Annotated in this window: 18 protein-coding genes and 2 pseudogenes; 15 read left to right on the top strand and 5 right to left on the bottom strand. The window is 59.1% G+C overall.

The window, feature by feature from the left end; translation table 11 throughout:
• The 8 genes and pseudogenes from csb2 to C7438_RS03440 all read left to right on the top strand — a co-directional run bounded on the left by csb2 (window position 1) and on the right by C7438_RS03440 (window position 10,149).
• On the top strand, window positions 1-1,833 hold the full coding sequence (gene csb2, locus C7438_RS03470; RefSeq protein WP_121443910.1) for a type I-G CRISPR-associated protein Csb2: 1,833 nt from the start codon (window positions 1-3) through the stop codon (window positions 1,831-1,833).
• Window positions 1,823-5,089 carry a type I-G CRISPR-associated helicase/endonuclease Cas3g gene (gene cas3g, locus C7438_RS03465; protein WP_121443909.1) on the top strand — a complete coding sequence of 1,089 codons (3,267 nt, stop codon included), beginning with the start codon at window positions 1,823-1,825 and terminating at the stop codon, window positions 5,087-5,089. The genes csb2 and cas3g overlap by 11 nt, the downstream gene beginning before the upstream one ends.
• Window positions 5,090-5,141: 52 nt before the next feature.
• Window positions 5,142-6,245 carry a hypothetical protein gene (locus tag C7438_RS09020; RefSeq protein WP_147401985.1) on the top strand — a complete coding sequence of 368 codons (1,104 nt, stop codon included), beginning with the start codon at window positions 5,142-5,144 and terminating at the stop codon, window positions 6,243-6,245.
• A gap of 471 nt (window positions 6,246-6,716) precedes the next feature.
• Window positions 6,717-6,919, top strand: a pseudogene (locus C7438_RS09695) (transposase); the annotation flags it as partial.
• A gap of 293 nt (window positions 6,920-7,212) precedes the next feature.
• Entirely contained in the window at window positions 7,213-7,758 is a 546-nt protein-coding gene (cas4, locus tag C7438_RS03455; protein ID WP_211322041.1) for a CRISPR-associated protein Cas4, read from the top strand.
• Between the two features lie 96 nt (window positions 7,759-7,854).
• Window positions 7,855-8,891: pseudogene (cas1c, locus tag C7438_RS03450) on the top strand (type I-C CRISPR-associated endonuclease Cas1c).
• Between the two features lie 4 nt (window positions 8,892-8,895).
• A complete protein-coding gene (gene cas2, locus C7438_RS03445) occupies window positions 8,896-9,195 on the top strand; it encodes a CRISPR-associated endonuclease Cas2 (protein ID WP_245956475.1) in 300 nt (99 codons plus the stop codon).
• A gap of 279 nt (window positions 9,196-9,474) precedes the next feature.
• A complete protein-coding gene (locus C7438_RS03440) occupies window positions 9,475-10,149 on the top strand; it encodes a Bax inhibitor-1/YccA family protein (protein WP_211322039.1) in 675 nt (224 codons plus the stop codon).
• 159 nt (window positions 10,150-10,308) lie between these two features.
• On the opposite strand, the gene C7438_RS03435 is transcribed toward C7438_RS03440, so the two are convergent.
• The 4 genes from C7438_RS03435 to C7438_RS03420 all read right to left on the bottom strand — a co-directional run bounded on the left by C7438_RS03435 (window position 10,309) and on the right by C7438_RS03420 (window position 14,348).
• The gene (locus tag C7438_RS03435; RefSeq protein WP_121443906.1) at window positions 10,309-10,755 is read right to left on the bottom strand and encodes a DUF4870 domain-containing protein; all 447 of its coding nucleotides are present in this window, start codon (window positions 10,753-10,755) and stop codon (window positions 10,309-10,311) included.
• 80 nt (window positions 10,756-10,835) lie between these two features.
• Entirely contained in the window at window positions 10,836-12,146 is a 1,311-nt protein-coding gene (locus C7438_RS03430; protein ID WP_170143547.1) for an ABC transporter permease, read from the bottom strand.
• Window positions 12,147-12,148: 2 nt separating this feature from the next.
• A complete protein-coding gene (locus tag C7438_RS03425; RefSeq protein WP_170143546.1) occupies window positions 12,149-13,264 on the bottom strand; it encodes an ABC transporter permease in 1,116 nt (371 codons plus the stop codon).
• Window positions 13,265-13,331: 67 nt separating this feature from the next.
• Window positions 13,332-14,348: an ABC transporter ATP-binding protein gene (locus tag C7438_RS03420; RefSeq protein ID WP_121443903.1), complete on the bottom strand. Its 1,017-nt coding sequence runs from the start codon at window positions 14,346-14,348 to the stop codon at window positions 13,332-13,334.
• 170 nt (window positions 14,349-14,518) lie between these two features.
• Here C7438_RS03420 and C7438_RS03415 point away from each other — a divergent pair, with 170 nt between their 5' ends.
• The 7 genes from C7438_RS03415 to trpA all read left to right on the top strand — a co-directional run bounded on the left by C7438_RS03415 (window position 14,519) and on the right by trpA (window position 22,795).
• A complete protein-coding gene (locus C7438_RS03415; RefSeq protein ID WP_170143545.1) occupies window positions 14,519-15,370 on the top strand; it encodes a DMT family transporter in 852 nt (283 codons plus the stop codon).
• 345 nt (window positions 15,371-15,715) lie between these two features.
• A complete protein-coding gene (locus tag C7438_RS03410) occupies window positions 15,716-17,416 on the top strand; it encodes an anthranilate synthase component I family protein (protein WP_170143544.1) in 1,701 nt (566 codons plus the stop codon).
• Window positions 17,417-17,567: 151 nt separating this feature from the next.
• Window positions 17,568-18,692, top strand: a complete 1,125-nt coding sequence (trpD, locus tag C7438_RS03405; RefSeq protein ID WP_121443900.1) for an anthranilate phosphoribosyltransferase — start codon at window positions 17,568-17,570, stop codon at window positions 18,690-18,692.
• A gap of 201 nt (window positions 18,693-18,893) precedes the next feature.
• Complete coding sequence (locus C7438_RS03400) at window positions 18,894-19,724, top strand: indole-3-glycerol phosphate synthase TrpC (RefSeq protein WP_170143543.1); 831 nt, start codon at window positions 18,894-18,896, stop codon at window positions 19,722-19,724.
• Window positions 19,725-19,886: 162 nt separating this feature from the next.
• The gene (locus tag C7438_RS03395) at window positions 19,887-20,681 is read left to right on the top strand and encodes a phosphoribosylanthranilate isomerase (protein ID WP_170143542.1); all 795 of its coding nucleotides are present in this window, start codon (window positions 19,887-19,889) and stop codon (window positions 20,679-20,681) included.
• 45 nt (window positions 20,682-20,726) lie between these two features.
• A complete protein-coding gene (gene trpB, locus C7438_RS03390; protein ID WP_121443897.1) occupies window positions 20,727-21,995 on the top strand; it encodes a tryptophan synthase subunit beta in 1,269 nt (422 codons plus the stop codon).
• The gene (gene trpA / locus C7438_RS03385; RefSeq protein ID WP_121443896.1) at window positions 21,992-22,795 is read left to right on the top strand and encodes a tryptophan synthase subunit alpha; all 804 of its coding nucleotides are present in this window, start codon (window positions 21,992-21,994) and stop codon (window positions 22,793-22,795) included. Before trpB ends, trpA begins: the two co-directional genes overlap by 4 nt.
• A gap of 146 nt (window positions 22,796-22,941) precedes the next feature.
• Here trpA and C7438_RS03380 read toward each other — a convergent pair whose 3' ends face one another.
• Window positions 22,942-23,544 (bottom strand): hypothetical protein, encoded by a 603-nt coding sequence (locus tag C7438_RS03380; RefSeq protein WP_121443895.1) that lies wholly within the window; start codon window positions 23,542-23,544, stop codon window positions 22,942-22,944.
• Between the last annotated feature and the right edge of the window lie 210 nt (window positions 23,545-23,754).

Raw genomic sequence — 23,754 nt, 5'->3', positions numbered from 1 at the left:
ATGCCTTTCGTCCTGCGCGTGGATTTCTTGAATGGTTTTGTGACGGGATCTCGGGGCTTGCGGGAGCAGCTTGAATACCCGCCGCATCCGGACCGGCTCTTCATGGCGCTTGTGGCGACGGCGGGAAAAACGCGAACCTACGACGCAGGAAAAGGTACGTACGTCCGTAAGATCGAACATCCGCGGTATCGAAATGCGCTCACTTGGCTTGAAGCACAAAAGCCGCCCAGGATCTACGCCCCGCGCACACCGCTCGACGTTTGGCTCCTCCGTATACACGTTCCCGTAAACTACACGTATCTTTTAACAAAAAAAGAAAAAAACGATAAAAATGATCAAAATGATCTTTCGCCTTCCGAAAAGGATACCAGACGTCGCGGAAACCAAACCCACAAAAAAATACAAAAAAAATTTGTTCTTCCGCCTTTCAACAACGGTGCCAGGGATCGCGTGCCGCGGGTTCGGCCCTTGGGGATTATCGATCGCCCGATTTTTTACGAATGGACGGAGAAGGCTCCGCCGGAAATTGCCGACGCCCTTGGCGAGCTGGCCAAGGACGTACCCTATTTGGGTACGACGTGGAGTTCCGTCGCCGTGCGCGTCGTCCCAGAAGTCGAAGAACCGTTTTGCTCTGCGTCCTTCTTGCGCCCCTTAGAAGAAACTGACCTCACTCTCATGCAGGACATGGAAGTGGACACCCTTCGCGTTCCTTTTCCCGGCCGACTTGAACTTCTCGATCGGGAATACGAAAGAGTCATAGAATTTCTGAATCGCACGTTGCCCAGGGTTTCTAAAACCCGTAGGTCGCGTTCGGCCTCAAAAACCCGGGAGATCCCGATGAAAACCTATCTCGGCGCGTCCCTCGTCCCCTACGTTTGGGTCGAGCGCCGAGGACCGGAAGACGGCCACGTCCTTGCCCGTAGCGCCATTGCCCGCTTTCGTCTGAAACCGTCACTTCCCCTTGTATGGAGCGGCCTTTTGGGGGAAGCGGTCCATGCGGTGCTGGCCCGCGTGGTGAACGGCTTGCGTCGTCGTTTCCTCAACGTCAACGTAGAGGAGTATGCGACGGGAAGCGGCTCTTTCCGCAAGTCGCTTCACGTGGGTATGGTCCCCCTTGCCCACGTCGGTACTTCCTTTTCCACTGGGGAGATCAAGGGATTCGCCCTTTTCTTTCCCGAAAGTGAAGGCATCACTCGCGAAATCGTCGAGGCGATTTACGAGGCGTTTCTCCGTGGGATCGCGACCTCGGAAGGGATGTTGTACTTAGACTTTGCCCAAGTGAAATCCGAGGGAACACTTTGGCCGCCCCAAAGGCGCGTGGAATTCCAAGTGGAGCCACTGGACGATCGCCCAGTTTTTGTCCGGGATTTTGGAGGGGACGACAAGTTCTCTGCCGATCCCTCGAAGCCATCCCCTGGAGATTGGGAGCGACAGAAGAAGACGACAAAGAAACCTCCCTCGACCTTGTACTCTCTCAGGTGGTCGCGCTGGAAACGCGCTTCCAACCTCTGGGCGAGCGTAACGCCAGTTATTCTCCCTCGCTTTCCCAAAAAACACGTCCCGATTCTTCAAATCGTGAACGAGAGCTTACAGGCGCTCGGGTACCCCGAAGTTCTCAGGGTAACCTATCGCCCAGTTGGGGCTCTCACCGGAACGCCCTCTGTGCACGATTTTCGCGCTTTTGGAGCACGCTATCTCGATAACGTGTGGATGCATCTCGTCCTCGAGTTCGAACGGGCGATATCCGGCCCGGTTGTCGTGGGGAAGGGAATTTACTTCGGCTACGGTTTCTTCGCCCCGGTTGTGCAAGGGAGGGAGCGAGATGACGCCTGACCCACGCGCGGTTAGGGTAGAGGACTTTGCCGATTTTTTCGCCGCGGTCATGAAAAAGGTTGTCGGACAAGAGGTCAAACCTTACCCGTGGCAGGAGCGCCTTGTAAAGACGGTGTTGAATTCCGGGTGGCCGGATGCGCTTGACTTGCCCACGGGAACAGGGAAGACTTCGGTTTTGTTGGTCGCCGTCTTCTTGCTCGCCCTGGAATCTCAAAAAACAATGTCCCAAAGGAAAACGGGTCTTAGGATTTTCTACGTCGTCGATAGGAGGCTCATTGTCGATCAGGCGGAACAACTCGCCACCGCCGCTATGGAGGCGATTTACACCGCCGACGAAAACGCTTCTGACGTTTTGGGCCGCACAAAGCGAGCGCTTCTCAACTACGGTGCGGAAAAACCCCTTGACGTGCTCAAGTTGCGCGGCGGGCTGTACGGTCGCCTGCCATGGGTCCGCGAGCCGAATCAGCCGACGATCGTCCTCACTACGGTAGACCAGATCGGGGCGAGACTCCTTTTTCGCGGGTACGGCGTGGGACCTCGGCAGTGGCCGATCCACGCGGCTTTGGCCGCAATCGACGCGATTTATTTTCTCGACGAGGTGCATCTCTCCTGGCCCTTTGCCACCACCCTCGAGGGAGTGCGGCGACATCTCGAGCACGAGCCGCTCGTTCAAGCAGGAGTCCTGCCGCTCAGGAAGGTGATCATGAGCGGTACGCTCTCGAATGACCAAGAAGGCGAGTACAAAGAGGTATTTCGTCTCGACGAGAACGACTGGGCCGACGGGCGCCTCCGAAAACGTCTTTGTGCCGAACGGTTCGTCCGTAAGGTCGAGAAGAGATTGAGCGTTTCCGGCGCCGAGGACGACGAATCCGCCGCGGCTTCCAGAGGTAAAGACAAAGAAGCCAAAGCGGTTGCCAAACTTCTCGCCGAGGAGGCGAAGAACCTCCTCCGGGAGGTAGACGGTCCGATCGCCGTCATCGCAAATCGGGTGGCCACGGCTCGATACGTCTTTGAAGAACTGAAGGAATTCCTGGCGAGCGAAGCGAAAGATCCAGCCGAGGAGGAGTTGGCTGGGAAAATCCTCCTCCTCACCGGCCGCGTGCGCCCCTACGACCGCAAGCTCCTGAACGAGCGGCTCTTTTCGTCGACAGGACTTCCGCGGGTCTTGGTGGCGACGCAGACCATTGAGGTCGGAGTAGACGTTTCGTTTGCCGGAATGGTAACGGAAGCGGCACCGTGCGACGCCCTCCTCCAGCGCCTCGGACGGCTCAACCGAGACGGTCAGTACGACGGAAAAGGGCCTCTCTGTGTTGTGGTCGCGCCCGAAGAGGAGGACTACAAACCTTACCCGTACTCCGAAAAGGACGTTCAAGAGTGCTTGCAGGTGCTCTCTTCGACAGACCGGCTCGACTTCTCGCACAGCGGGCTCAGAAAACGTGCCGAACAGGGAAAGTCCTTGTATTTCCCCGAACCTAAGAGGCCTCCGGACATTACGCATGTGGAGCTCGAACGACTCGCCCAAACGAGCTTCGTCGGCGTCGAGCCCGATATATCCCTGTACCTTCACGGGGACGAAAGCCCGCCTCTGGACGTGTACGTCGTCTGGCGAGAAGACCTCAAAGAGGAAGACCTAAACCCGGACAACCTCAAAAAACTTCAGGAATACTTTGCATACGCGCCGCCCATGAGCTACGAGATGCTATCACTTCCGTTTTACACCGTCCAGACGTGGCTCCGCCGCGAGTGGGCCGACGCCGACGACGTAGAAGGCGGAGCTACAGAAGAAGGGGCGCACAAGCGCCCGTTCCGCCCTGCATATCTCTACCGCTCTGCCGACAGCCAGGGCGACACGCCGCTTCTCCACCTGAAGGCGCTTTCCAAGGAAGAAAGAAAGGGAGCACGTGCACTGCTTCGCCCCGGCGACGTTGTGGTCGTACCGGCGTCGTACGGCGGGGTCGACGAATACGGGTGGCAGCCCCCGGCTTATGGTACAAACGCGGGACGGGGGAGTGAGCCCCTGAAGGGCGCCGACGTGTACGTCGCCGGCATCCTCGATGGGTTGGATTCTTTTCCTAGGATACTCTACCTGCCCCTTACCGTTCGACACCTCGAACGATGTGTTGCAGACGAAGAAAAGAAGCAGGAACTCGCTGCCCTCCTTCGTGCTCATGCGGCCTTTTTGGACTCCCTCTCCCCCTCCGTGAGAAAAAAGATTTCTCTAAAGCACATGTCCATCGACGATGTGGAAGTCCGACGTCTTGTGGAAGGGGTAAAATCCCTTTTGGACACGCTCGGTCGGGAGACGAATGTTGCCGATCCGTGCAAGAGGCTTGCCTCCTTCCTCAAGGGCTACGCCAATACGGTTGTACCGCATCCTTTGGGCGACGTGTTTTCTGCGTCAGAAGAAGGGGAGGGAGACCTGCAACCGATCGGACTTCTCTTTGGAGTCCCGGCGGAGGACTACCGCGAATACGTCCGAAACCAAAGGTCGGATGCGCTTGCCAGTGTTGAATTGTCCTGGGGACGCGACGAAGTCGAGGAAGAAGAAACCGCAGCTTCGCGGGAGATCGGGCTCGAAGAGCACCTCCAAGCCGTCCAAGATCAGGTGCAACATTACACCCGATTCCTCGGGTTGTCCTCGTTACGTATCCCCCTTCTTCCGGGCGTTTCTTCTCAATCGAGCGAGATCGGGTCGTCCGTTGGCGAAGCACTCAAATGGGCCGCGCGGTACCACGATGTAGGAAAGCTCGATCCGCGCTTTCAGTCCATACTCCGCGGAGGGGAAACCGAAAATCTTTCCGATGGGTACCTCGCCAAGTCCAACAGAGTCGAGCGGAACCCTGCTTTGCGGGAACAACTCTACCGGCGCTTGGATTGGCCCTTTAAGAAGCGGCATGAATACATTTCCGTGGTGCTTCTCAATCTTTCCTGGCAGAACACCGCTTTGGCTGGCGTGTCACATGAGCTCAGGGAACTCGTTCTCTACTTGATCGGAACGCACCACGGGTACGGAAGGCCATACTTCCCGCCCCTCGCCTGGGAACCTGGCGAACGTTGGAAGTCGATTCGGGCAACCCTATTTGGCGTCGAGGACCTGAGCTTGCCGGAGGGAGTCGACGTTCCCGAAGCCACGTCTTTGGAATCCGGGTGGGCAAACCGGTTCTTTGACCATCTGGAGCAGTACGGGATCTACGGTATCGCTTACCTAGAGGCACTCCTACGCCTTGCCGATGAATGGGCTTCACTCAGGGGATGAACGTTGAGAAGGCTTAAATTTAAATGCGTGCCCAAGAGGAACGAGGGCACCGTTGGAAGGAAGGCTTGCGATGGCGACATGCGAGCTTCACCTCACGTCCTTGCGTCTTGCAGACGCCCCCCTTGCGGCGATGGCCGCATACGGACTTTTGCGCATCGCTACGGAGGAACCGGAGTTTCAAAACCTCGGAGCTTACGGGAGTCCCCCACTAAACTTTTCCGTGAATAGAGACGCCGTGCGGATCGTCGAGGAACGCGATGATACCCAAAATCCATCCCGAAAAAAAGTTGTATGGTTTTTGAGGTGGGAGCGCGACAATAGCCGTCGGGACGACTACGCGGTGCTGATTGCACGAGAGGTTTCCCGTACGAGCACATGTTTGGTAAACTTTTTAAGAGCGCTCAAAGAGATGTTGGATCGGCGAGATAAAGACCCGTGGAGTCTTTTTGTTCCAACACATTATCTAAAAAGTTTATCAAATTTAAGCCTTAAGGATGTTAGAAATGAACATAATAAAAATACTTATGACGATTTTTTAAAAAAACTCGTTTTAGATAACGTGAAAGTTTATTCTATTATAGCGCTGGGAAGGTGGTTAAACGACGGAAAATTTCATGATACTCCGCTTTTGACGTACGCTGGGCAAGTAGATCCGTTTAATACTTACAAAGAAATTTTGAAATTTCTTAAAAAAGAATCCAGTAAATCTTTGCGTGTGCTTCACGATGCTCTTGTGAATGGGTCTTGGCGTTTTCTCGATGATGTTCCCTCTTTCCGTTTTCATCCCTCGATCGTTCAGGAAGATGCTTACATTAGTTATGAGGCTTCGGGGAGGAGGCTACCTACAGAAGCAGTGGGGGAGTGGCTGGCGTTCGAATCGCTGCCTCTCTACGTAACCTACCTCACCCGGGGTCGGCGCGACTTGACTTTGCCCGGAGTTATTCGTCAAAATGGAAACGTAACGATCAGGTTTCCCATATGGCGTGCTCCGCTTTCTTTGCCAGCCTTGCGAAGCCTTCTCCACCTTGTGGTAAGCGATGCGGTTGGTGGGGAAGATCGAAGGAAGCTGGGGATCATCGGGGAGATTGAAGTACCCCAGTATAGGGTTGGCCGAGGGGGGTACAAGAGCGTCGCAACGCCCGTGTATGTTGTCTAATGTCTATAATATTCAAACATCGCGGATCGGCAGTGGTGACGCCAGGGGTGGGGGGTTCGCGGTGCAAGCGGCACAAGGCTTTTCCGGGATTTGCGCCATGCGATCGCTCTTTTTTTGCTCCCTCAAAAGGAGGTTCGCGGAATAGGGGCTGCAAAGCCCGGAGGGACAAGGGCTTGCAGAGGCCGGAGTTTTAACCGCCTAGAAAGAGGCGGCAACGTTGAAGCTTCCTTTTCGGGGCTTTCCTAAACGGTGTATTTTTGTTTTAACCGCCTAGAAAGAGGCGGCAACGTTGAAGCGCCGTCTAAAACGTGTATAAGCCGAAGCAGTCCGTCGGTTTTAACCGCCTAGAAAGAGGCGGCAACGTTGAAGCATTGCGCTTAACATCACGGCCCTTCCGAAGACAAAGCGTTTTAACCGCCTAGAAAGAGGCGGCAACGTTGAAGCGATGGCTGAATCTACTAGACGTGAAGTGGTTGTCGCAATGGAACCGTCACATGTACGCTCTCCACACAGGTGGGTGACTGACGTTGCGCGTTACAGGGGTTCAAAATGGCATGTTTCCAACGGGGCTTCTCGCTCGATAACCGTGTGGCGAGCAAGCCTATCTTCTCGCTTTAATGGAGATGGCGGTAATCGGGGTGTTGACTCGAGGTGTGGCGATGGTCACAGAGCAGCGGGCGCGTCAAGACCCTCATACCGAATTTCAGGGCTGTACGTGGCAACGGTGCCAGATCCACTTCTTCCGAAGCCGGAACACTTGACTTGTTTGGAGTATTTTGGTAGAGTAATCCAAAACATGGGTCTTCACCTTTACCACTCTTTATTTGCCAGTCTTTGGTAGTGAGCGATGTGATTGGTGGGGAGGAGTAAAGGAAGCGGGGAGCGTCGGCGAGTTTGAGGTTGGTTCAATTAACTGTGATGTTTTGGAATAATATTGTTAAGACAATAAGTAAAGGAGTGTAATTTTATGGATCCAATTTTAAGTAATAATGATAGTGAATATAAATGGAAAGAAGAAGATTTAGTTAACATTCGTGCCATTCAACATTACGCGTACTGTAAACGTCAGTTCGCGCTAATATATTTAGAAAACATTTGGTTAGATAATGTCTACACACTTCGCGGTAAACACCTTCATGAAAATGTAGATATTCCCCGTGGAATAGTTAGAGAAAACCTTGGGGTTGAGTTTTCTCTTCCTGTTTGGTCGGAACGATTAGGTTTGATTGGAGTGGCGGATATTGTAGAGTTTCTTCCAGATGGTACTCCATATCCAGTAGATTATAAGCCCGGCCCTCTACCTTCGCGTTACGCAGATGAACTTCAATTATGTTCTATAGTTTTATGCTTGGAAGAAATGTTTAATAAATCGGTTAATAAAGGAGCTCTTTATTATAATAAGTCCAGAAGGAGAGTAGAAATCATATGTATAGATAAACATTTTAGTGAAATAAAGAAAATAATTAAAGAAATTCGTGACCTATTTAAAAACCTAATTTACCGCCTCCTGTAAATGATAATAGATGCAAAAATTGTTCCTTATACGAAGTTTGTTTACCGAATATAAACCAAAATATAAGAGATATTTTATTAGAGGAAGGGTTTTAAAATGGAGTTTCTAAATACATTGTATATACAAACCCAAGGTAGTTACATTCATATACACAACAAAAACTTGCGTGTAGAACAAAATAATCAAACTGTTATTCAATTTCCTATATATAATTTAGATGGTATTGTTGTTTTTGGTAACGTATTAATAAGCCCGTTTGTTATATCAAACTTAATAGATAACGGGAAATTTATTGCTTGGTTTTCTCAATCTGGAAGATTTATAGCCAGGACCCAAGGAATGACTTCGGGTAATGTTTTGCTGCGTAAATCACAATACGATGCCTATAATAATGAAGATCAAAAAATCAGATTAGCTAAAAAGTTTGTAATAGGAAAAATAAAAAACTCAAGAAGTGTTATACTTAGAGGTTTGAGGGAGTATAAGGATACTAATAATAGTTCTGTAAATTCTTTTTTAAAAGAGTCCGTCAAATCCCTTGACTTATTGATTAAAGAAATACAGCACGATGCATTTGATATTGATATTGTAAGAGGATTAGAGGGAAAAGCGGCAACAATTTATTTTTCTACTTTTAATTATCTTATTCGTAATAATGATAAATTTCGCTGGCAAGGTAGAAGTAGACGACCTCCGCGCGATCCATTAAACTCTTTGTTGTCATTTATGTATTCTCTTCTTATAAATGAATGTGTCTCGGCATGTGAGGGAGTGGGACTTGATCCTCAAATCGGTTTTCTACACGAACTTCGCCCTGGAGACCGGCTTTAGCATTAGATTTATGCGAAGAATTTAGAAGTATATTAGGAGATCGTTTAATTTTTACATTGATTAATAGAAAACAAATAACTATTGAAGATTTTGAAATACGGCCCGGAGGCTCGATTTTTATTAAAGAAGATGCTAGGCGTATTTTATTAAGTGAGTATCAAAAAAGAAAACAAGAAACGGTTGTACATCCTGTAATAAAGCGAGATGTTCCCATAGGCCTTCTCCCCCATATTCAAGCAAGACTTCTTTCTCGCTTTTTACGCGGAGATTCCGATGATTATATACCATATATTACTAAATAAAGAGGTGTTAATTTTGAATATATTGATTGCTTATGATGTAAATACAGAAACCGTAGAAGGTCAAAAAAGGTTGCGGCGTGTTGCAAAAGCTTGTACCGAATATTGTCAAAGAGTTCAAAAGTCACTTTTTGAGTGTTACATAAACGCAGAACAATTCGAAAAACTTGAGCATTTATTAATAAACATTATTGATAATAAAAAAGATAGCCTTAGGATTTATTTGCTGTATGGAGCAAGGGAACGTTTTGTGCGCGTGTATGGAATTGATCGTTATATAGATTTCGAAAAACCTTTGATTTTATAATTTATGTTACTTCGAATTCGTAGAAGTAGTTGTAGATAATGTATTGTTTGTTTTTGCTTTATATATATCCTATGCTGCAACAACCATCAATTCTTTGGGGGGATTCTTGCATATCGATCATGCTTTCCACACGGGGGACACCAACCACCACCCGCATGTACGTCGGGACGGACGACGCAGGGAACGAGTTTCATGAACTGTAGGTTTTCACCTTGTGCAATGTTAAGGAACGAGGTATACTCGAAGCGTAGGTAATGGACTTCCAAGGAGGGATCATACGTGACCTTTCCCACACAAGGGTCGTTTTCCCAGGCCGAGAGGGTTGAGCCGCTCAGCAAACTCATCTTCCACCTCGGTATGTCGCTCCTTGTGGCGGCTCTCGCCGGGGTTTTGGGGCTGATTTTTGTCCCTGCGGAAAGCCCGTTGTTTTTCCTTGCGCTCGTCGTCGAGTTGGCGATGATCGTCGGCGCTGTGATCGTGCGGGCGAGGGGAGGAGCCGTAGGTTACGGGTTTCTCTACGCCTTCACGGCCGTCACGGGCTTTGCCCTAGCCTTTCCTATTTTCGCCTACGTATCCGTTTTGGGCGGCCAGCTCGTTGCCGCAGCTGCTGGGATCACGGCGGTGAGCTTTCTCGCCCTTTCGTGGTACGCCTCGCGGGCGGAAAGCGATTTTTCCTTCCTCGGCGGATTTCTCTTCGTGGGTACAATTGGTCTCGTTCTCGTCGGGCTTTTGGGTCTTTTCCTCCCCATGGGACCGATTATGAACTACGTGTACACAATCGGCGGGATTGCGATATTCACCGGATGGATTCTCTACGACATCTCTCAGTATAAGAACGGCGTACCTGCACGCGACCTACCTATGGCTGTGCTGAACGTATATTTGGACGTGGTGAACCTCTTTCTCTTCATCCTTCGTCTCATGGCGATCCTTACGGGGAATTCGCGGAGCTAAGGGTGATATATGTAACGAGATATTTTTTTTTCTTGCTTCTACATAAAAAAGTGTAGCCTCACGCGCTACGCTTTTTTATGTTTTTGCATAAACATAATTGCACATAATAGGCATCGATTTTGTTGGGTGTATGTTTTTGGTTTGGTTACTCTGTCAAATTCACTTAACCAATCTCAAATTTATAGGATACCGATAACGAATCCCTTTACTAGCCTGTACTGCAGCGATGATGCTAAATACTATGTTGAACAAATTAACAAGATACCTCAAAATGTTCCACATCAATGCTATTTGATACAAACCGGTTCCGTATACATAATCGTTTGCACCAAGGATAACAAGAGATCCAACACTCCACATCCCGGTTGTGATTACTGTAAGGAAGGTTATAGCTAATAAAGCCAATGAAATTGTAATCTGAAAATTTAGAGCTTCTTTACCTTGGTCATTGAAGAAATCGCTGTCCTCTTTGCGCCAATACCATAGCCCAAATGTCGCAGCGAGACCAAAGAACGGGATGAAAAAAATGATGTAGCCGGCAATATGGGCTAGATGTACGCCCGTGGCCCACTGGCGCTCTTCTTGTTCGGGCATCGGTTTTTTCATGCTCGTTTCCTCCTGATTTGTGTTTTGTTGTAGGGTTTTTTAAAGGCTGCGCTTTGGTAAATTATGCGGGAAAAATTGTATCACAGACGCAGAGCTCTGTGGAGACTCCAAGTTCCCAAGAGGAGACTTCCCACCGCGACTCCCGTAAGCAGGGATAGGACGGATGCGGCATCTCCCCAGCTTCCCCCAGAAGTACCTACGAGGAGGGCATCGACCGCCCAGCTCTGAGGAATCCACGCAGCGAGTGTCTGCATCGTCGGACTTACGACGTCCGGAGGCCAAAACGTCCCTGAGAGCATGGCCGAGACGACGGCGAGGAGGATGGCAAAGGCGCGGTACGCCGCTACATTGGGAAAGAAGGATCCCATAAAGACGCCCGCTCCGGCGGCGATGAGGACGAAGAGGGCTCCCGCGGTGGCGACGATCGAAGGATTGGCGATGGGGAGGGAAAAGAACACCGAGGCCAACGCGAGGACGAGGAGGAGTTCTACGGTACGGCCGAGCCAAATTCCTCCGAGATGGCCGAGCGCCCACCCGCTTTCCGAAGCTGGAAGGGTGCGGAAGCGCATCCACGTACCGAGCGCCCGTTCTTCGGCGAGGAAGGCTCCGTCTCCAAGCGTTTGGTAAAGGGAAAAAAAGAGGGCCAAGGCCAGTACCGTGCGGGGGAAGGACGCGCGGCTCAAAGATCCGGCCGAATCCGTGCTGGTGTTCCCGGCGGCGCCCGGTGGTGCATCTGGTATTGCTCGGACGTTGATCTCGTGGACGACAATTTCGTCGTGTCGCTCTTCCGCCGTACTCTTTTCCCCGGCGTTTGCGAGGCGGAGGAAGGCGAGGTGTACGGTGAGGGTGAGGTACTCGCGCAGGTTTTCTGCATAAGGGCCTACGAGAAGAAGCGCCTCCGACCTATTCTCCTGTGCCTCTTCTGGGGCGAGGTTTTCCGACGGATTCCCTCCCTGGGAGAGGGTGGCTTGGGTAAAGACTTCTTTTCCGGATACGCCGGATAAGGCCGATTGGGGGAGGAAAAGGACGGCGTCCACGGTGCGGCGGGCGAGGAGCTCCTCGACACGTTCGCTCCTTTTTGCAAGGGGTTCCTCTATAGGGACGATGGCGATGCCGCGCACTGCGCGGAGAGCGTCGAGGACGCGGTCGGGTACGGTGCCACCCTCCTCAAGCGCCACGCCGAGGGTAACAAAGGGGCGTATGGAAAAGGTTTTGTTTTTTTCGTCTTTCCCGCCGCTTGTCTCGCTTGAGATGAAGAGCCCGAGGATTGCCGCAAACCCGAGGGGGAGTGCGAGGGAGAGGAGAAGCGCACGGGGATTGGCCCATGCAGAGGCAAAGCGCAGGCGCAGGACGGCGAGCACAGAAGAAAAAAAGCCTGGGTTTCCTTGCACGTTCACGCACCCCCTTGGCGTGTGAGGCGTTGGGTGGCAAGGGCGAGGCTTCCGACGGTGTAGGCGGTGAGTGCGATCCACGCCGGCCAGGTGGACGCAACGGGTAATCCCGCGGCGACATTGAGCATCGCTTCAAGCGCCCACGTATTGGGGAGGAGGTGGGCGGCAGCCGCAATGCTCGGGGGAAAGAGGTAAAGGGGGTACATGCTCCCAGAGATGCTTCCTACGGCCATCCCGACGAATCCCCCAAGCATCCGGAGGACAGCCGCATCATTGGCGATGGTGGCGAGGAGGAGGGAAATTCCCGACCAGGCGAGTGCGTACATTCCCGCGAGGACGAGGAGGAGCCCTAGACCGTGCCAGCGCACGCCGAAGGCGAGTTCGGCTACGACGAGGAGGAGGAGCAGGGAGAGCCAGATGACGAAAGCGTTCCCCAGGAGATACCCCGCGAGGATCGACGACTTGCTCACGGGATACGTGGATATGCGGGCGAAGATAGAAGTGTTGCGGTCTTCGACGATCCGCCCCGCACCACCAAAGGCGACGAATACGGAAAACATGACTCCCATGGCCAGGGTGTAGTATGCGAAGGGACCTACGGGGATGAGGGAAGTTTCCTTCACCTCGAGGGGGATAGGGAGAGCTCCTGCGGACTGAGGTGCGGCGGAAGAGGAGGAGAGGGTTTGAAAGGCGTCCAAAAAGGAAAGCACCACCGCCGCCTGCGTCGGCTGCCGCTCGTCGAGGTAAGCGTCTACGACGAGGGAATTCCCGCCGTCGCGGAGGACGAGGACGGCCCCGAGCTCCTCCTTTCGGAGCAATGTCAGAGCAGTCGAGAGGTCCTTTCCTTTTCCCTCTGCTAGGCTCCAAGGAGCGGAAGGTTCGGCGGCGCGAAGGGCTTCTTGCAGCGCGCGGGCGAGTGCCTCGGCTTTTGGGGCGGTGGTTTCGTCCAGCACGGAGATAGGAAACGAGGTGAGCGTGGGCGCTTCCCACGTACCCTGGAAGGCGAGGCCGAGGATCCCGACGAGGAGGGAGGGAAAGAGGAGGTAGAGAAGAAAGGCCAGGGGATCGCGGAGGGCGAGGAGGATCCGCGATCCGGTGAGGGCGAAGAGCGCGCGCACGGGAATTCCCCCTTCGGCGTCGCCGGAGTTTTGGAGAAACCCCAATTCCCACGGGCAGATAGGTCTCCTACACCCGGAGCGTTCGTCCGGTAAGGGCGAGGAAGGCGGTTTCCAGGTCGGGGCGGCGCACGCGGAGGGTGCGGAGGGTTACGCGTCCGCCGAGCTGGGAAATGAGCGCGGCCAGGATCTGCGGAATGGCGTGGTCGGCGCGTTCGACGCGGAGCACGAGGAGCGTTTCGGCGGCATCGGCTTTTCCCCCACTTTCGGCGACGGCGAGGACGGCGGGATGGGTTGCGAGAAGGGTGCGGGCAGCTTCGGCATCCCCTTGGACCTCGAGTTCTACGGTCTCGTGTTCTCCCGCGATGTTCTTTACTTCGTCCAAGGTCCCTACGACGAGAACTTTCCCCTGATCGATGATCGCAACGCGTGTGCAGAGGTCTTCGACTTCTTCCATGTAGTGGCTCGTATACACCACGGTGAGTCCTTTGTCCCGGACGAGGTTGCGGACGGTGTCCAGGATGTGCCTCCGGCTCTGTGGATCGATGCCCACCGTAGGCTCGTCCAAAAAGAGGAGGGACGGCTCGTGGAGGAGGGACGCCGCGATGTTCAGGCGCCGCTTCATCCCTCCCGAGAAGTTGCGCACGCGGTCTCGGTCGCGTTCTTCGAGGCCCACGAGTTCGAGGACTTCATCCATGCGCTTGCACAGGGCGCGCGCATCGCCGATCCCCGCCAACGCCCCCCAAAAGGCGAGGTTTTCTCTGGCGGTGAGGGTGGGGTAGAGGGCGACGTCTTGGGGGACAAACCCGATGAGGCGCTTTGCTTCCCGCGGCCTTTTCCAGATGTCCCAGGTTCCGATGCGGATGCTGCCTGCGTCCGGGCGGACGATCCCCGAGGCGGCGGCGAGCAAGGTGGACTTGCCCGCGCCGTTGGGTCCGAGGAGACCTAAGCACTCGCCTGCGGATACGTTCAGGCTCACGTCGTCCACGGCGATCCGCGCGCCGTAGCGCTTCGTAACGCGCTCGATCTCGAGGAGGGTGGAACCGACAGAACCGGGGGGCTCTTCGGAAAGCACTCGAAGCGACATCGGGATCACCTCTCGGCTTCTCTCGACTCGAGGATATCAGAAACGTCTCTGCCAATCCTTTTTTTATGGGCAGCTTTGTGGGCGAGTGCAGAACCTATCGGCTTCGCGCGAGCTACCGTGGTAGTATGGGAAGAAACGACCGCCCTGGGAGTGCCTTTGGGGGAACCGCCGTGTCCGTCGTCTACGCCCTTTTTGCCGGCGTGTTGTGGGGTACGATCGGGCTCTTCGTCCGCGCCTTGGGCGCGCAGGGCCTGTCCTCGGTGGACATCGTCGTCCTCCGCGCCGTCTTGACTTCGCTCCTCCTTTTCGCCTATCTCGCCGTTCGGCGTATGCCCCTCTTTCCCGGGGGTTGGGCGCTGCCCTACCTTTTGGGGACGGGCGTGGCGAGTATGGCTCTCTTCAACTGGGCGTACTTTCAGGCGATTCGCCTCACGCCCCTGCCCGTGGCCGTGGCTCTCCTCTACACGGCGCCGGCCTTTGTCGTCCTCCTCGCCCGCGTCGTCTTGGGCGAGAAGATCGCGCGTGCGAAGGCGCTCGCCCTCGTCGCCTCCGTCCTCGGCGTGCTGTTCGTCTCGGGTGCAGGGTTTGGGGCGTTTTCGGGTTTTGCGGGTACGGGCTACGGGCTTCTCGCCGGCTTCGCCTACGGTCTGTACACGATCTTCGCCAAGCCGCTCGCGGGGAAGGTGCCGCCGGAAGTCGTCGCCGCATACACCTTTCTCTTTGCGGGGCTCGCCCTTGCGCCGTTTGCCTCCCCGCTCGCGGAAGAGGCGGCTTGGTTCCGCGGATCCGTCCTCGCCGTAGGTCTGGCGTTTGCCCTCTTTCCCACCGCCCTCGCCTACACGCTCTACACGAAATCGCTCGAAGGGCTCGACGCTGGCCGCGCGGCGATCCTCGTCACTGTGGAGCCCGTCGTGGCGACGCTTCTCGGGATTTTCGTCTTGGGGGATGCGGTTCGGCCGCTTCAGCTCGTCGGGAGCGCCCTCGTGGTGGTCGGCGCCGTCCTCGTCGGGCGGAAGTCGTAGAGCTTCTCTCGTCTCTTTACTTTTCCTCGCCTCGTGGTGTAGAATAACGCCATCACCGCCGCCGGGAGCGCGACGCGGTGAGGAGAGCCGAGTTGAGACGAGTGTGGAGAGCATCGCGAGTTTGAGCCGAGGCGTCGCGCAGGCGGGCGCGGACGTAGGTGCGGGAGGTTGCGGGCGCGGGCGTTGCCCGTGCGCTTCGCCCCCTTGCCGAAAGGGAAGGCCGTTTCGTCGGCAAGGGCCTCTAGGTGCGGAAAGGATTTTCCGCCCGAGGCAGGGAATCCCCGTGCCTTACGCGCCGAAATCGGCAAGAACGCGATGCTCTCCTCCGGACGGGAGGGGAGCTTTTTGTTTGTCGTACACGCACTCACGCGGCGTACCCCATCGGACACTTGGACCCCCGTAACCCTCGCCCACGCGCTTCGCGCTTACCGGCCCGTGCTTCTCGAGAGCGCCGAAGGAGAGAGCGCCGTAGGGCGCCACTCCTACGTCGCTTTGGGTCGCCTCGCGGAGGTCCTTTTCTTTCCGGACGGAAGCTTTCGGGTCCTTCCCGAAGAGGCGGGGACGGCCTTTTCTCCTTCTCGGGATCCCGAGGGTCGGGAGGGCGCGCCTTTCCGGGGGAGGCCTTTAGCGGAGGGGCTATCTGCCTTTTCCCGCCTCTTCCGCCTTACGGATGAGGCGGAACTCCCCTCGGGGCGCTTTCGCGGCGGCTTTCTCTTTGCCGCGAGTTTTGAGCTCGCGCACGTTCTGGGGAGGGAGGGGGGCGTCCTCCCGCCCGCACGTCGTGCCCCTGCGGATGCTTCCGCACCTCTTCTCTACCTCGTCTTGCCGGAAGTCCTCCTCACCTTCGACCACCGCCGCGGAACGCTCGAGTGGACGTCGTTCGTCCTCTTTCGCGAAGGCGCGGATGCGGAGGAAAGAAGGGCGAAGGAGGCGGAGGCGCGGAAGCGGCTGGAGCGCCTGTGGGAAGCCTCTGCGGATGCCCGGCTGCCCCTGGCGCTCCTCGAAGAGGCAGGGGATGAGGCAGATGCGGTTCCAGACGCCCTCGTAGGGGAAGAGGAAGAAGCGTTCCTCCGGCGCGTGGAGGGCGTTCTCGCCGCCGTTCGAAAGGGAGAAGTCGAGCAGGTCGTCCTCTCGCACCGGATGGAAATCCCGCTCTCCGAACTCGTCCTTCCCGCAGGGGATGAAAGGGACCTCGCTTCAGCGGGGCGCCCGCGGGAACGTGCGTTCGAGGCGGCCTTCCTCGCCTACCGGGCGCTCCGGCACGTGAACCCTTCGCCGTACATGTACTTCTTTCCCGTTCCGCGGGACCTCCCGCGCCGGGAATCCCCCTCCCCTTCCCAGAACGCCTTCGAGTCAGGGGAGGACTTCGCCGCCCTCCTCGTGGGGTCTTCGCCGGAAGTCCTCTTTCGCATCGAGCGCGACGGTGTCGGCGGGGAAGGGGCCAGGCGGGTGCTCGTGCGTCCGATCGCCGGGACGCGGCGCCGGGGCCGTACGCCCGAAGAGGACCTCCGGATGCGGGAGGAGCTCCTGGCAGACGCCAAGGAACGCGAGGAGCACGAACAACTCGTCCGCCTCACCTTTGCCGACCTCGCTCCGCTCGTCGCGCCGGGGTCGCTCGCCCTTGCTGCGGGCGGCGTGCTCGAGACGTACTCGCACGTGATCCACCTCGTCTCGCAGGTGGAAGGGCACCTCCTCCCGGACGTGGGCGCGTGGGATGTCTTTGCCCGCCTCTTTCCGGCGGGCACCGTGCTCGGCGCGCCGCGGGCGCGGGCGCTCGAGCTTCTGGCCGAAGAGGAGGGTTCTCCCCGAGGCTTTTACGGCGGTGCCGTGGGGTTCGTCGGCTTCGACGGCGAGGCGGACGCGGCGATCGCCATCCGCACGCTCGTCTTTCGCGGGGACGTCGTCGAGGCGCAGGCGGGGGCGGGGATCGTCGCCGGCTCCTTGCCCGCGCGGGAGGCGCTGGAAATCCGCAACAAACGCCGCGTGCTCCTCACCGCCTTGGGCGTCGTTCGCTCGGCCATGAGGCGTCCGGCGCCGCGGGTTTGAAGCCTCGGCGAATTTTGGCTTCGGATCGCGGGCTTCGGGCAGGGATGTATGCGGGCCCCTCGGCAAGGGCCCGACGGTCTTTGGGCGTGAAAACGCGTCGGCTGCCGGAGGATGCTTCCGGCAAGCGCGGCAGAGAACGGAGGGAAATCGGGTGCGCGCATACCTCGAACGTCTCGTCCGGCGGAATTCCCTCACGCGCGAAGAGGCGCGCGCGGCGCTCACCGCCGTCGTCGAAGGGGAGGCCACGCCGGTTCAGGCGGCCGCCCTTCTCACCGCCTTGCGCGTCAAGGGGGAAGATGTCGAGGAAGTCCTCGGCTTCGTGGAGACCCTTCGGGCGTACGCCCGTCCCTTTCCTTCCTTTCCGGGTGCGGTGGATACGGCGGGGACGGGGGGAGACGGCGGGGTCACGTACAACGTCTCCACCGCCGCGGCCCTCGTCGCCGCGTCGGCGGGGGTTCCCGTGATCAAGCACGGAAACCGCGCCGCTTCCGGGCGCTCGGGGAGCGCCGACGCGCTGGAAGGGCTCGGGTTCCCCGTGCAGCTTTCCGCGGAGGGGCAGAGGCGGCTCGTGGAAGAGCTCGGCTTCGCCTTTCTCTTCGCTCCGCTCTACCACCCAGCGATGGCGCGCCTCCGCGACGTCCGGCGCGAGCTCGGCTTTCCTACGGTGATGAACTTCCTGGGGCCGCTCACGAACCCCGCCGGCGTGCGCCGTCAGGTGCTCGGCGTGAGCGCTCCGGAGCGCCTCGAGTTTCTCGCCGAAGTCCTGCGCCGCCTCGGCGTCGAACACGCCCTCGTCGTGAGCGGCGCGTGCGGTGGCGAGGAGGGCCGGGCGCTCGACGAGGTGAGCGTCTTCGGTCCGACGCGCGTCGCCGAAATTCGCGGGGATCGGACGGAGACGTACGTCCTCGACCCTCTGGACCTCGGGCTTCCGCGCTTTGCCTGCGAGGAAGCTACGCGCGTGGAGGCGGAAACGGCCGGCGCGTTTCTGTGGGCGCTCCTCGGCGCCGAGGGGGAAGGATTTGGGATGCAGCACGCTTTCGAACGGCGAGCGGTACCAACGCCTACGGAGGCCGACCGCGCCCTCCTATACGCCAACGCGGGTGCGGCCCTCTACGTCGCCGGAACCGTGGCAAGCCTCGCGGAAGGCGTACGCCGGGCGCGGGAGCTCGTGGAAGGCGGGGCGACTTCCGCCTACCTCGGGCGGCTCCTCCGCCGCGCCGCGGAGCTGGCGCAAAGGGGGGGCGACGTTCCCGACGCGGCCCCCACGGCCGGCTGACGTTCGTCCTTCGGCCGCATTTCTCGGGGAAGTACAGCGGCGGTCGCCAAGGGGGTGCATGGGGTTGGAATCTCCTTGCCGCGGAGCTGGCGCAAAGGGGGGGCGACGTTCCCGACGCGGCCCCCACGGCCGGCTGACGTTCGTCCTTCGGCCGCATTTCTCGGGGAAGTACAGCGGCGGTCGCCAAGGGGGTGCATGGGGTTGGAATCTCCTTCGAGTTTCCTCGCGCAGATCCTCGCCGACAAGAGGCGAGAGGTCGAGGGGCTGCGCGCGAGCGCGGCGGACCTCGCATACCTCGCCCGAAAGCTTGCGGAAGAGGCGGTTTCCGCGGGCGCCGAAGCGCCGGAAGGGACCTTCGCCTTTGCCCGGGCGCTCGTCGTTTCCCCCCGGCCCGTGGCGGTGATCGCCGAGGTAAAGCGGCGAAGCCCTTCTCGGGGGACGATTCGCGAGCCGTGGGACGTCTACGCCGTCGCCCGCGGCTACGCGGAGGCCCAAGTCGACGCCCTTTCCGTCCTCGCGGAGCGTGTGCACTTTGCCGGCGATCCTCTCTACGTCTCGTTTTTCCGCCGTGCCGTCGGGCGCCCCGTCCTGTGGAAGGACTTCGTCTTTGACCCTGTGCAGATCGACCTCGCCCGCGTCCACGGGGCCGACGCCGTCCTCCTCATCGCCCGCATCCTCGACGAGGCGACCTTGGCCGCGCTCCTCGAACATGCCCGATCCCTCGCCCTCGACGCCCTCGTCGAGGTGCACGACGAGTTCGATGCGGAAAAGGCGGTGCGCGCGGGAGCCCGGTTGGTGGGGATCAACCACCGGGATTTGACGAGCTTCCGCGTCGACCTCGGGGTTTCCGAACGCATCGTACCGCTTCTTTCGCCGGGGACGATCGTCGTGGCGGAGAGCGGAATTTCCCGCCCCGAGGACGTGGCCCGTCTCGCCCGGCTCGGCGTGCGCGCCGTGCTCGTGGGTGAGCACTTCATGCGCCAGGCGGACGTCGCCGCCGCCGTGCGCTCCCTTGTGGGGCCGATTTCGTAGGCCTCGTTTGCTCCGCCGCCCGTCCGGCCGAGCCCGCGTTCCCCCCGTTGCCTCCCGGCGGAGGGCGCACGCCCGGTCCTCCCCTCGTCGCCGCGAGGCCGCGCTCCGGTGCGCCCCGTCCTTTCCTGTGGTACGCTACGGAGGTACGAGGGGGTGAATGCGGTGGACCTTGCTGCGACGCGGGGGGAATCCGCTCCGACGATCAAGGTCTGCGGGGTGCGGCAGTTGGACACGCTCCTCCTCCTCACGGACCTGGAAGTAGAGTACGCCGGGTTCGTCTTCGTTCCCGGGAGCCGCCGCTACATTTCCCCCGCCGCCTACCACGAGCTTCTGCACGCGTACGCCCGGGAAGTGCGTCGCCGCGAGGCGCTTACCCTGAAGTTGGGACTTTCGAATCCTCCGGAAGGAGGGGGGCGTGCCGTCGAAGCGGCGGGCGAGGGCGGGGCGTCCGAGGAGGACTCCGCCCCTTCCACAAAGCGGCGCCTTCCCAAGCGCGTGGGGGTCTTCGTACGGCCCAGCCTTAGGGCGATCGAGGCCGTCCTCTCCCGCGGGCCGCTCGGAGTCCTTCAGCTTCACGGCGTCGCCGAAGCGCGGGAGGTGGAGGACGTCTATTTTGCCTTTCGCATTCCCGTCGTCCTCGCCGTCGGTCCGGAGGACTTTTCCCTCGTCCAGGGCGTGCGCGTCCCCCTTCACGCCGTCCTCGTGGATTCGCCGGGCGGGGGTACCGGGCGTACGTTTCCTTGGGAAGTCCTTCCGCGCTGGCGCGCCCTCGCCGATGCGTTGGAGACGCGCCTATGGGTTGCGGGCGGGCTCACGCCGGAAAACGTCGGCGAACTCCTCCGCACCTACCGACCGGACGGCGTCGACGTTTCCTCGGGAGTCGAGCGGGACGGGGAAAAGGACCCGGAACGCATTCGCGCCTTCGTCCGCGCGGTGCGCGGAGGGGCGGGAGAATAGGGCGAACGTTTGCTTGTTCGATCATCGTCGAGGAGGTCGAATTCGATGGTTCAAAGCGCATCCACGGAATCCCCCGAAGGGGGCAAGAAGATCGCCCGTCCCTACGGAGAGGGCGACGGCCACTTCGGCCCGTACGGCGGCCGCTACGTGCCGGAAACGCTCGTCCGCGCCCTCGAGGAGCTCGAGGAGGCGTACCACACCTACCTCAAGGACGAAAACTTCCTCGCCGAGTACCGGCGGCTCCTTCGCGAATACGCCGGACGTCCTACGCCCGTGACCTTCGTGCCGCGCCTTTCCGAGGCGTACGGCGCGCCCGTCTACCTCAAGCGCGAAGACCTGAACCACACGGGAGCGCACAAGATCAACCACGCTCTGGGCCAGGCGCTCCTTGCGGAGCGCTTGGGGAAGCGCCGTCTCGTGGCGGAGACGGGGGCGGGACAGCACGGCGTGGCCACGGCTACCGTAGCCGCGCGCTTCGGCATGGAAGCGGTGATCTTCATGGGCGAAGAGGACATGCGCCGTCAGGCCCCCAACGTGGCGCGCATGCGCCTCCTCGGCGCAAAGGTCGTTCCCGTAACCACGGGTACGCGCACGCTCCAGGACGCCGTGAGCGAGGCGATCCGCTACTGGGTGGAGCACGTAGAGGACACGTACTACCTCCTCGGCTCCGCGGTCGGTCCGCACCCGTACCCGTCGCTCGTTCGCGACTTCCAGCGGGTGATCGGGGAGGAGGCGCGGGCGCAGTTCCTCGAGATGACCGGCGAACTTCCCCGCGGACTCGTAGCCTCCGTCGGCGGCGGGAGCAACGCGATCGGCCTCTTCTACGCCTTTCTCGACGACCCCGTGGAAATCGTCGGCGTGGAAGCCGGGGGTTTGGGGATTTCCACGGGAAAGCACGCCGCATCCCTCACCGCCGGAGAAGTGGGCGTTCTCCACGGAGCGAAGTCCTACATCCTTCAGGACGAGCTGGGCAACGTCCTGCCGGCGCACTCGATTTCCGCGGGGCTCGACTACCCGGGCGTCGGTCCGGAGCACGCCTACCTCAAGGAAATCGGGCGCGTGCGCTATGAGGCGGTGACCGACGACGAGGCACTCGAGGCGTTCCTCGACCTCACGCGTCTCGAAGGGATCATCCCGGCGCTCGAAAGCGCCCACGCCGTCGCCTACGCGAAGCGTTGGGCGAAGGAGTTTCCCGGCCCGATCCTCGTGAACCTCTCCGGCCGGGGGGACAAGGACCTCGGGCACGTCTTCGAACTCTTGGAAGCCCGAGGGGTGAAGTTCGTCGACGAGGGTACCCAGGGGGATCGGGGATGAACGCGGCTTCCGACGGCTCCCGCGACCTCCGGGGGACGGCGGCGATCGAGGCGGCCTTCCGCAGAGGGCCGCGTCCCCTCTTCATCCCCTACCTCACCCTAGGCGATCCGACGCCCGAAGAGACGCGCGCGCGCCTTTGGGAGCTTGCCCGCGCAGGAGCGGGGATCGTGGAACTCGGCGTCCCGTACTCCGATCCCTTGGCGGACGGTCCGGTTCTCCGGGAAGCGGCGGTGCGGGCGCTCCGCCACCGAATCGGGATCGGAGAGGCCCTGGCCTTCGTGCGCTCCTTACGGGACGAGGGCTTCGCCCTCCCGCTCGTCCTCTTTGCGTATGCGAATCCTCTCTTTCGTTTTGGGGCGGAACGCTTCGCCCGTGAGGCGCTTGCGGCCGGCGTCGACGCCGTGCTCGTACCCGATCTGCCTCCCGAGGAGTCGGGCGACGTCCTCGGCTTCCTGCGCGCGGTCGGCATTCCCCTCATCCCCCTCGTCGCCCTCACGAGCCGCGGGCGGATCGCCGAGCGGCTTGCGGGGCGGGAGGGGTTCGTCTACGCCGTATCCTCTCTGGGCACGACGGGCGTGCGGGAGCGGTTGCCCGAGGAGCTCCTCGCCTTCCTCGCGGAAATTCGGGCGGCGACCTCTCTTCCCGTAGCCGTAGGCTTTGGGATCCACCGCCAGGAGCAGGTGGAGATGCTCGCCCCGCACGCGGAGGGGATCATCGTCGGGAGCGCCCTCGCCCACCTGTGGGCCGAGGGGGGAAGCGTGGAGGAGTTCGTGCGTGAACTCTTTTCCGGGGTATGGTGAGGCTCGGGCGGTAGGTGCCGCCGTATCGCCGGAACCCGCCGAGCTTTTCGGGCGAGTCCGTGCCCGAAAAAAAGCCCGGAAGGCGTAGACCTTCCGGGCCAATCGTTGTGCGGTGCGATGCCCTTACGCGAAGGAGGGAAACTTCCTCAGGCGTTGGAGCCCGAGGAATTGCTGCGGGGGGCGCCGTTTCCGGCACCCTTACCGCCCGGCGCGTGCTTCTTCGCGCCGTGCTCGGCCTTCCCTTCATGGGGTGCAGGTGCGGAATCCGGCCGATGGAGGCGGGAGCGGAGCTGCGCATCCGTCCCCTTGGCTTCGATGCGCTCCTGAATGCGCACCTTGGCCTCCTCGAGCCGCTTGTCGCGCTCTTCGGCCGTGATCCGGCCGTTTTCCACCGCCTTGTCGAGGCGTTCCTTGACGCCTTCGAGCGCCTTGGCGACGAGCGCGTCCGTAGATACGCCTTTCTCCTGGGCAACTTCCGCGACGGACTTGCCGCTTCGGAGTTCCGCCGCTAGGGCCTTACGGTCCATTCCTAGAGCCTCGGCGAAGCGGGCGATGAGGCTCTTGGCGCCGCGGACCGCCTTTTGCGCCGCCTGACCTTGTTGTGCAGAGATGCCCGGGGGGTTCCCCGTCCCCTGACCGGGCGCTTGGTTCCCGGTCGTGCCTTCCGCCGAGGCGACGTGCGCCAGAGCGCCCCCGAGAAGGGCGACTCCGAGGAGCGCGGCACCCAGGCGCTTCCCCGAAAGGAGCATATGTCTCCCTCCTTTCCCTTGGTTTCGCTTTGGGATAGGGAGGCGTTTTCCGCCTCCGGCTTTACCGTACCTCGCCAATCTTAGAAATTCCTTAGAAGGCGTAAGGGCGCGCGCCGCGCGCGGGTTTCCCCGCCAGGTCCGGAGGGACGCGCCCCTGGACGGGCATCCTGCGCATCGGTACCTAGACTCCCGCAGGCGCAGGGGGAGAGC

Origin of the sequence: Brockia lithotrophica (assembly GCF_003633725.1) — a bacterium.
Taxonomy (GTDB): domain Bacteria; phylum Bacillota; class Bacilli; order Thermicanales; family DSM-22653; genus Brockia; species Brockia lithotrophica.
This window is presented reverse-complemented; position numbering and strand designations above follow the sequence as displayed.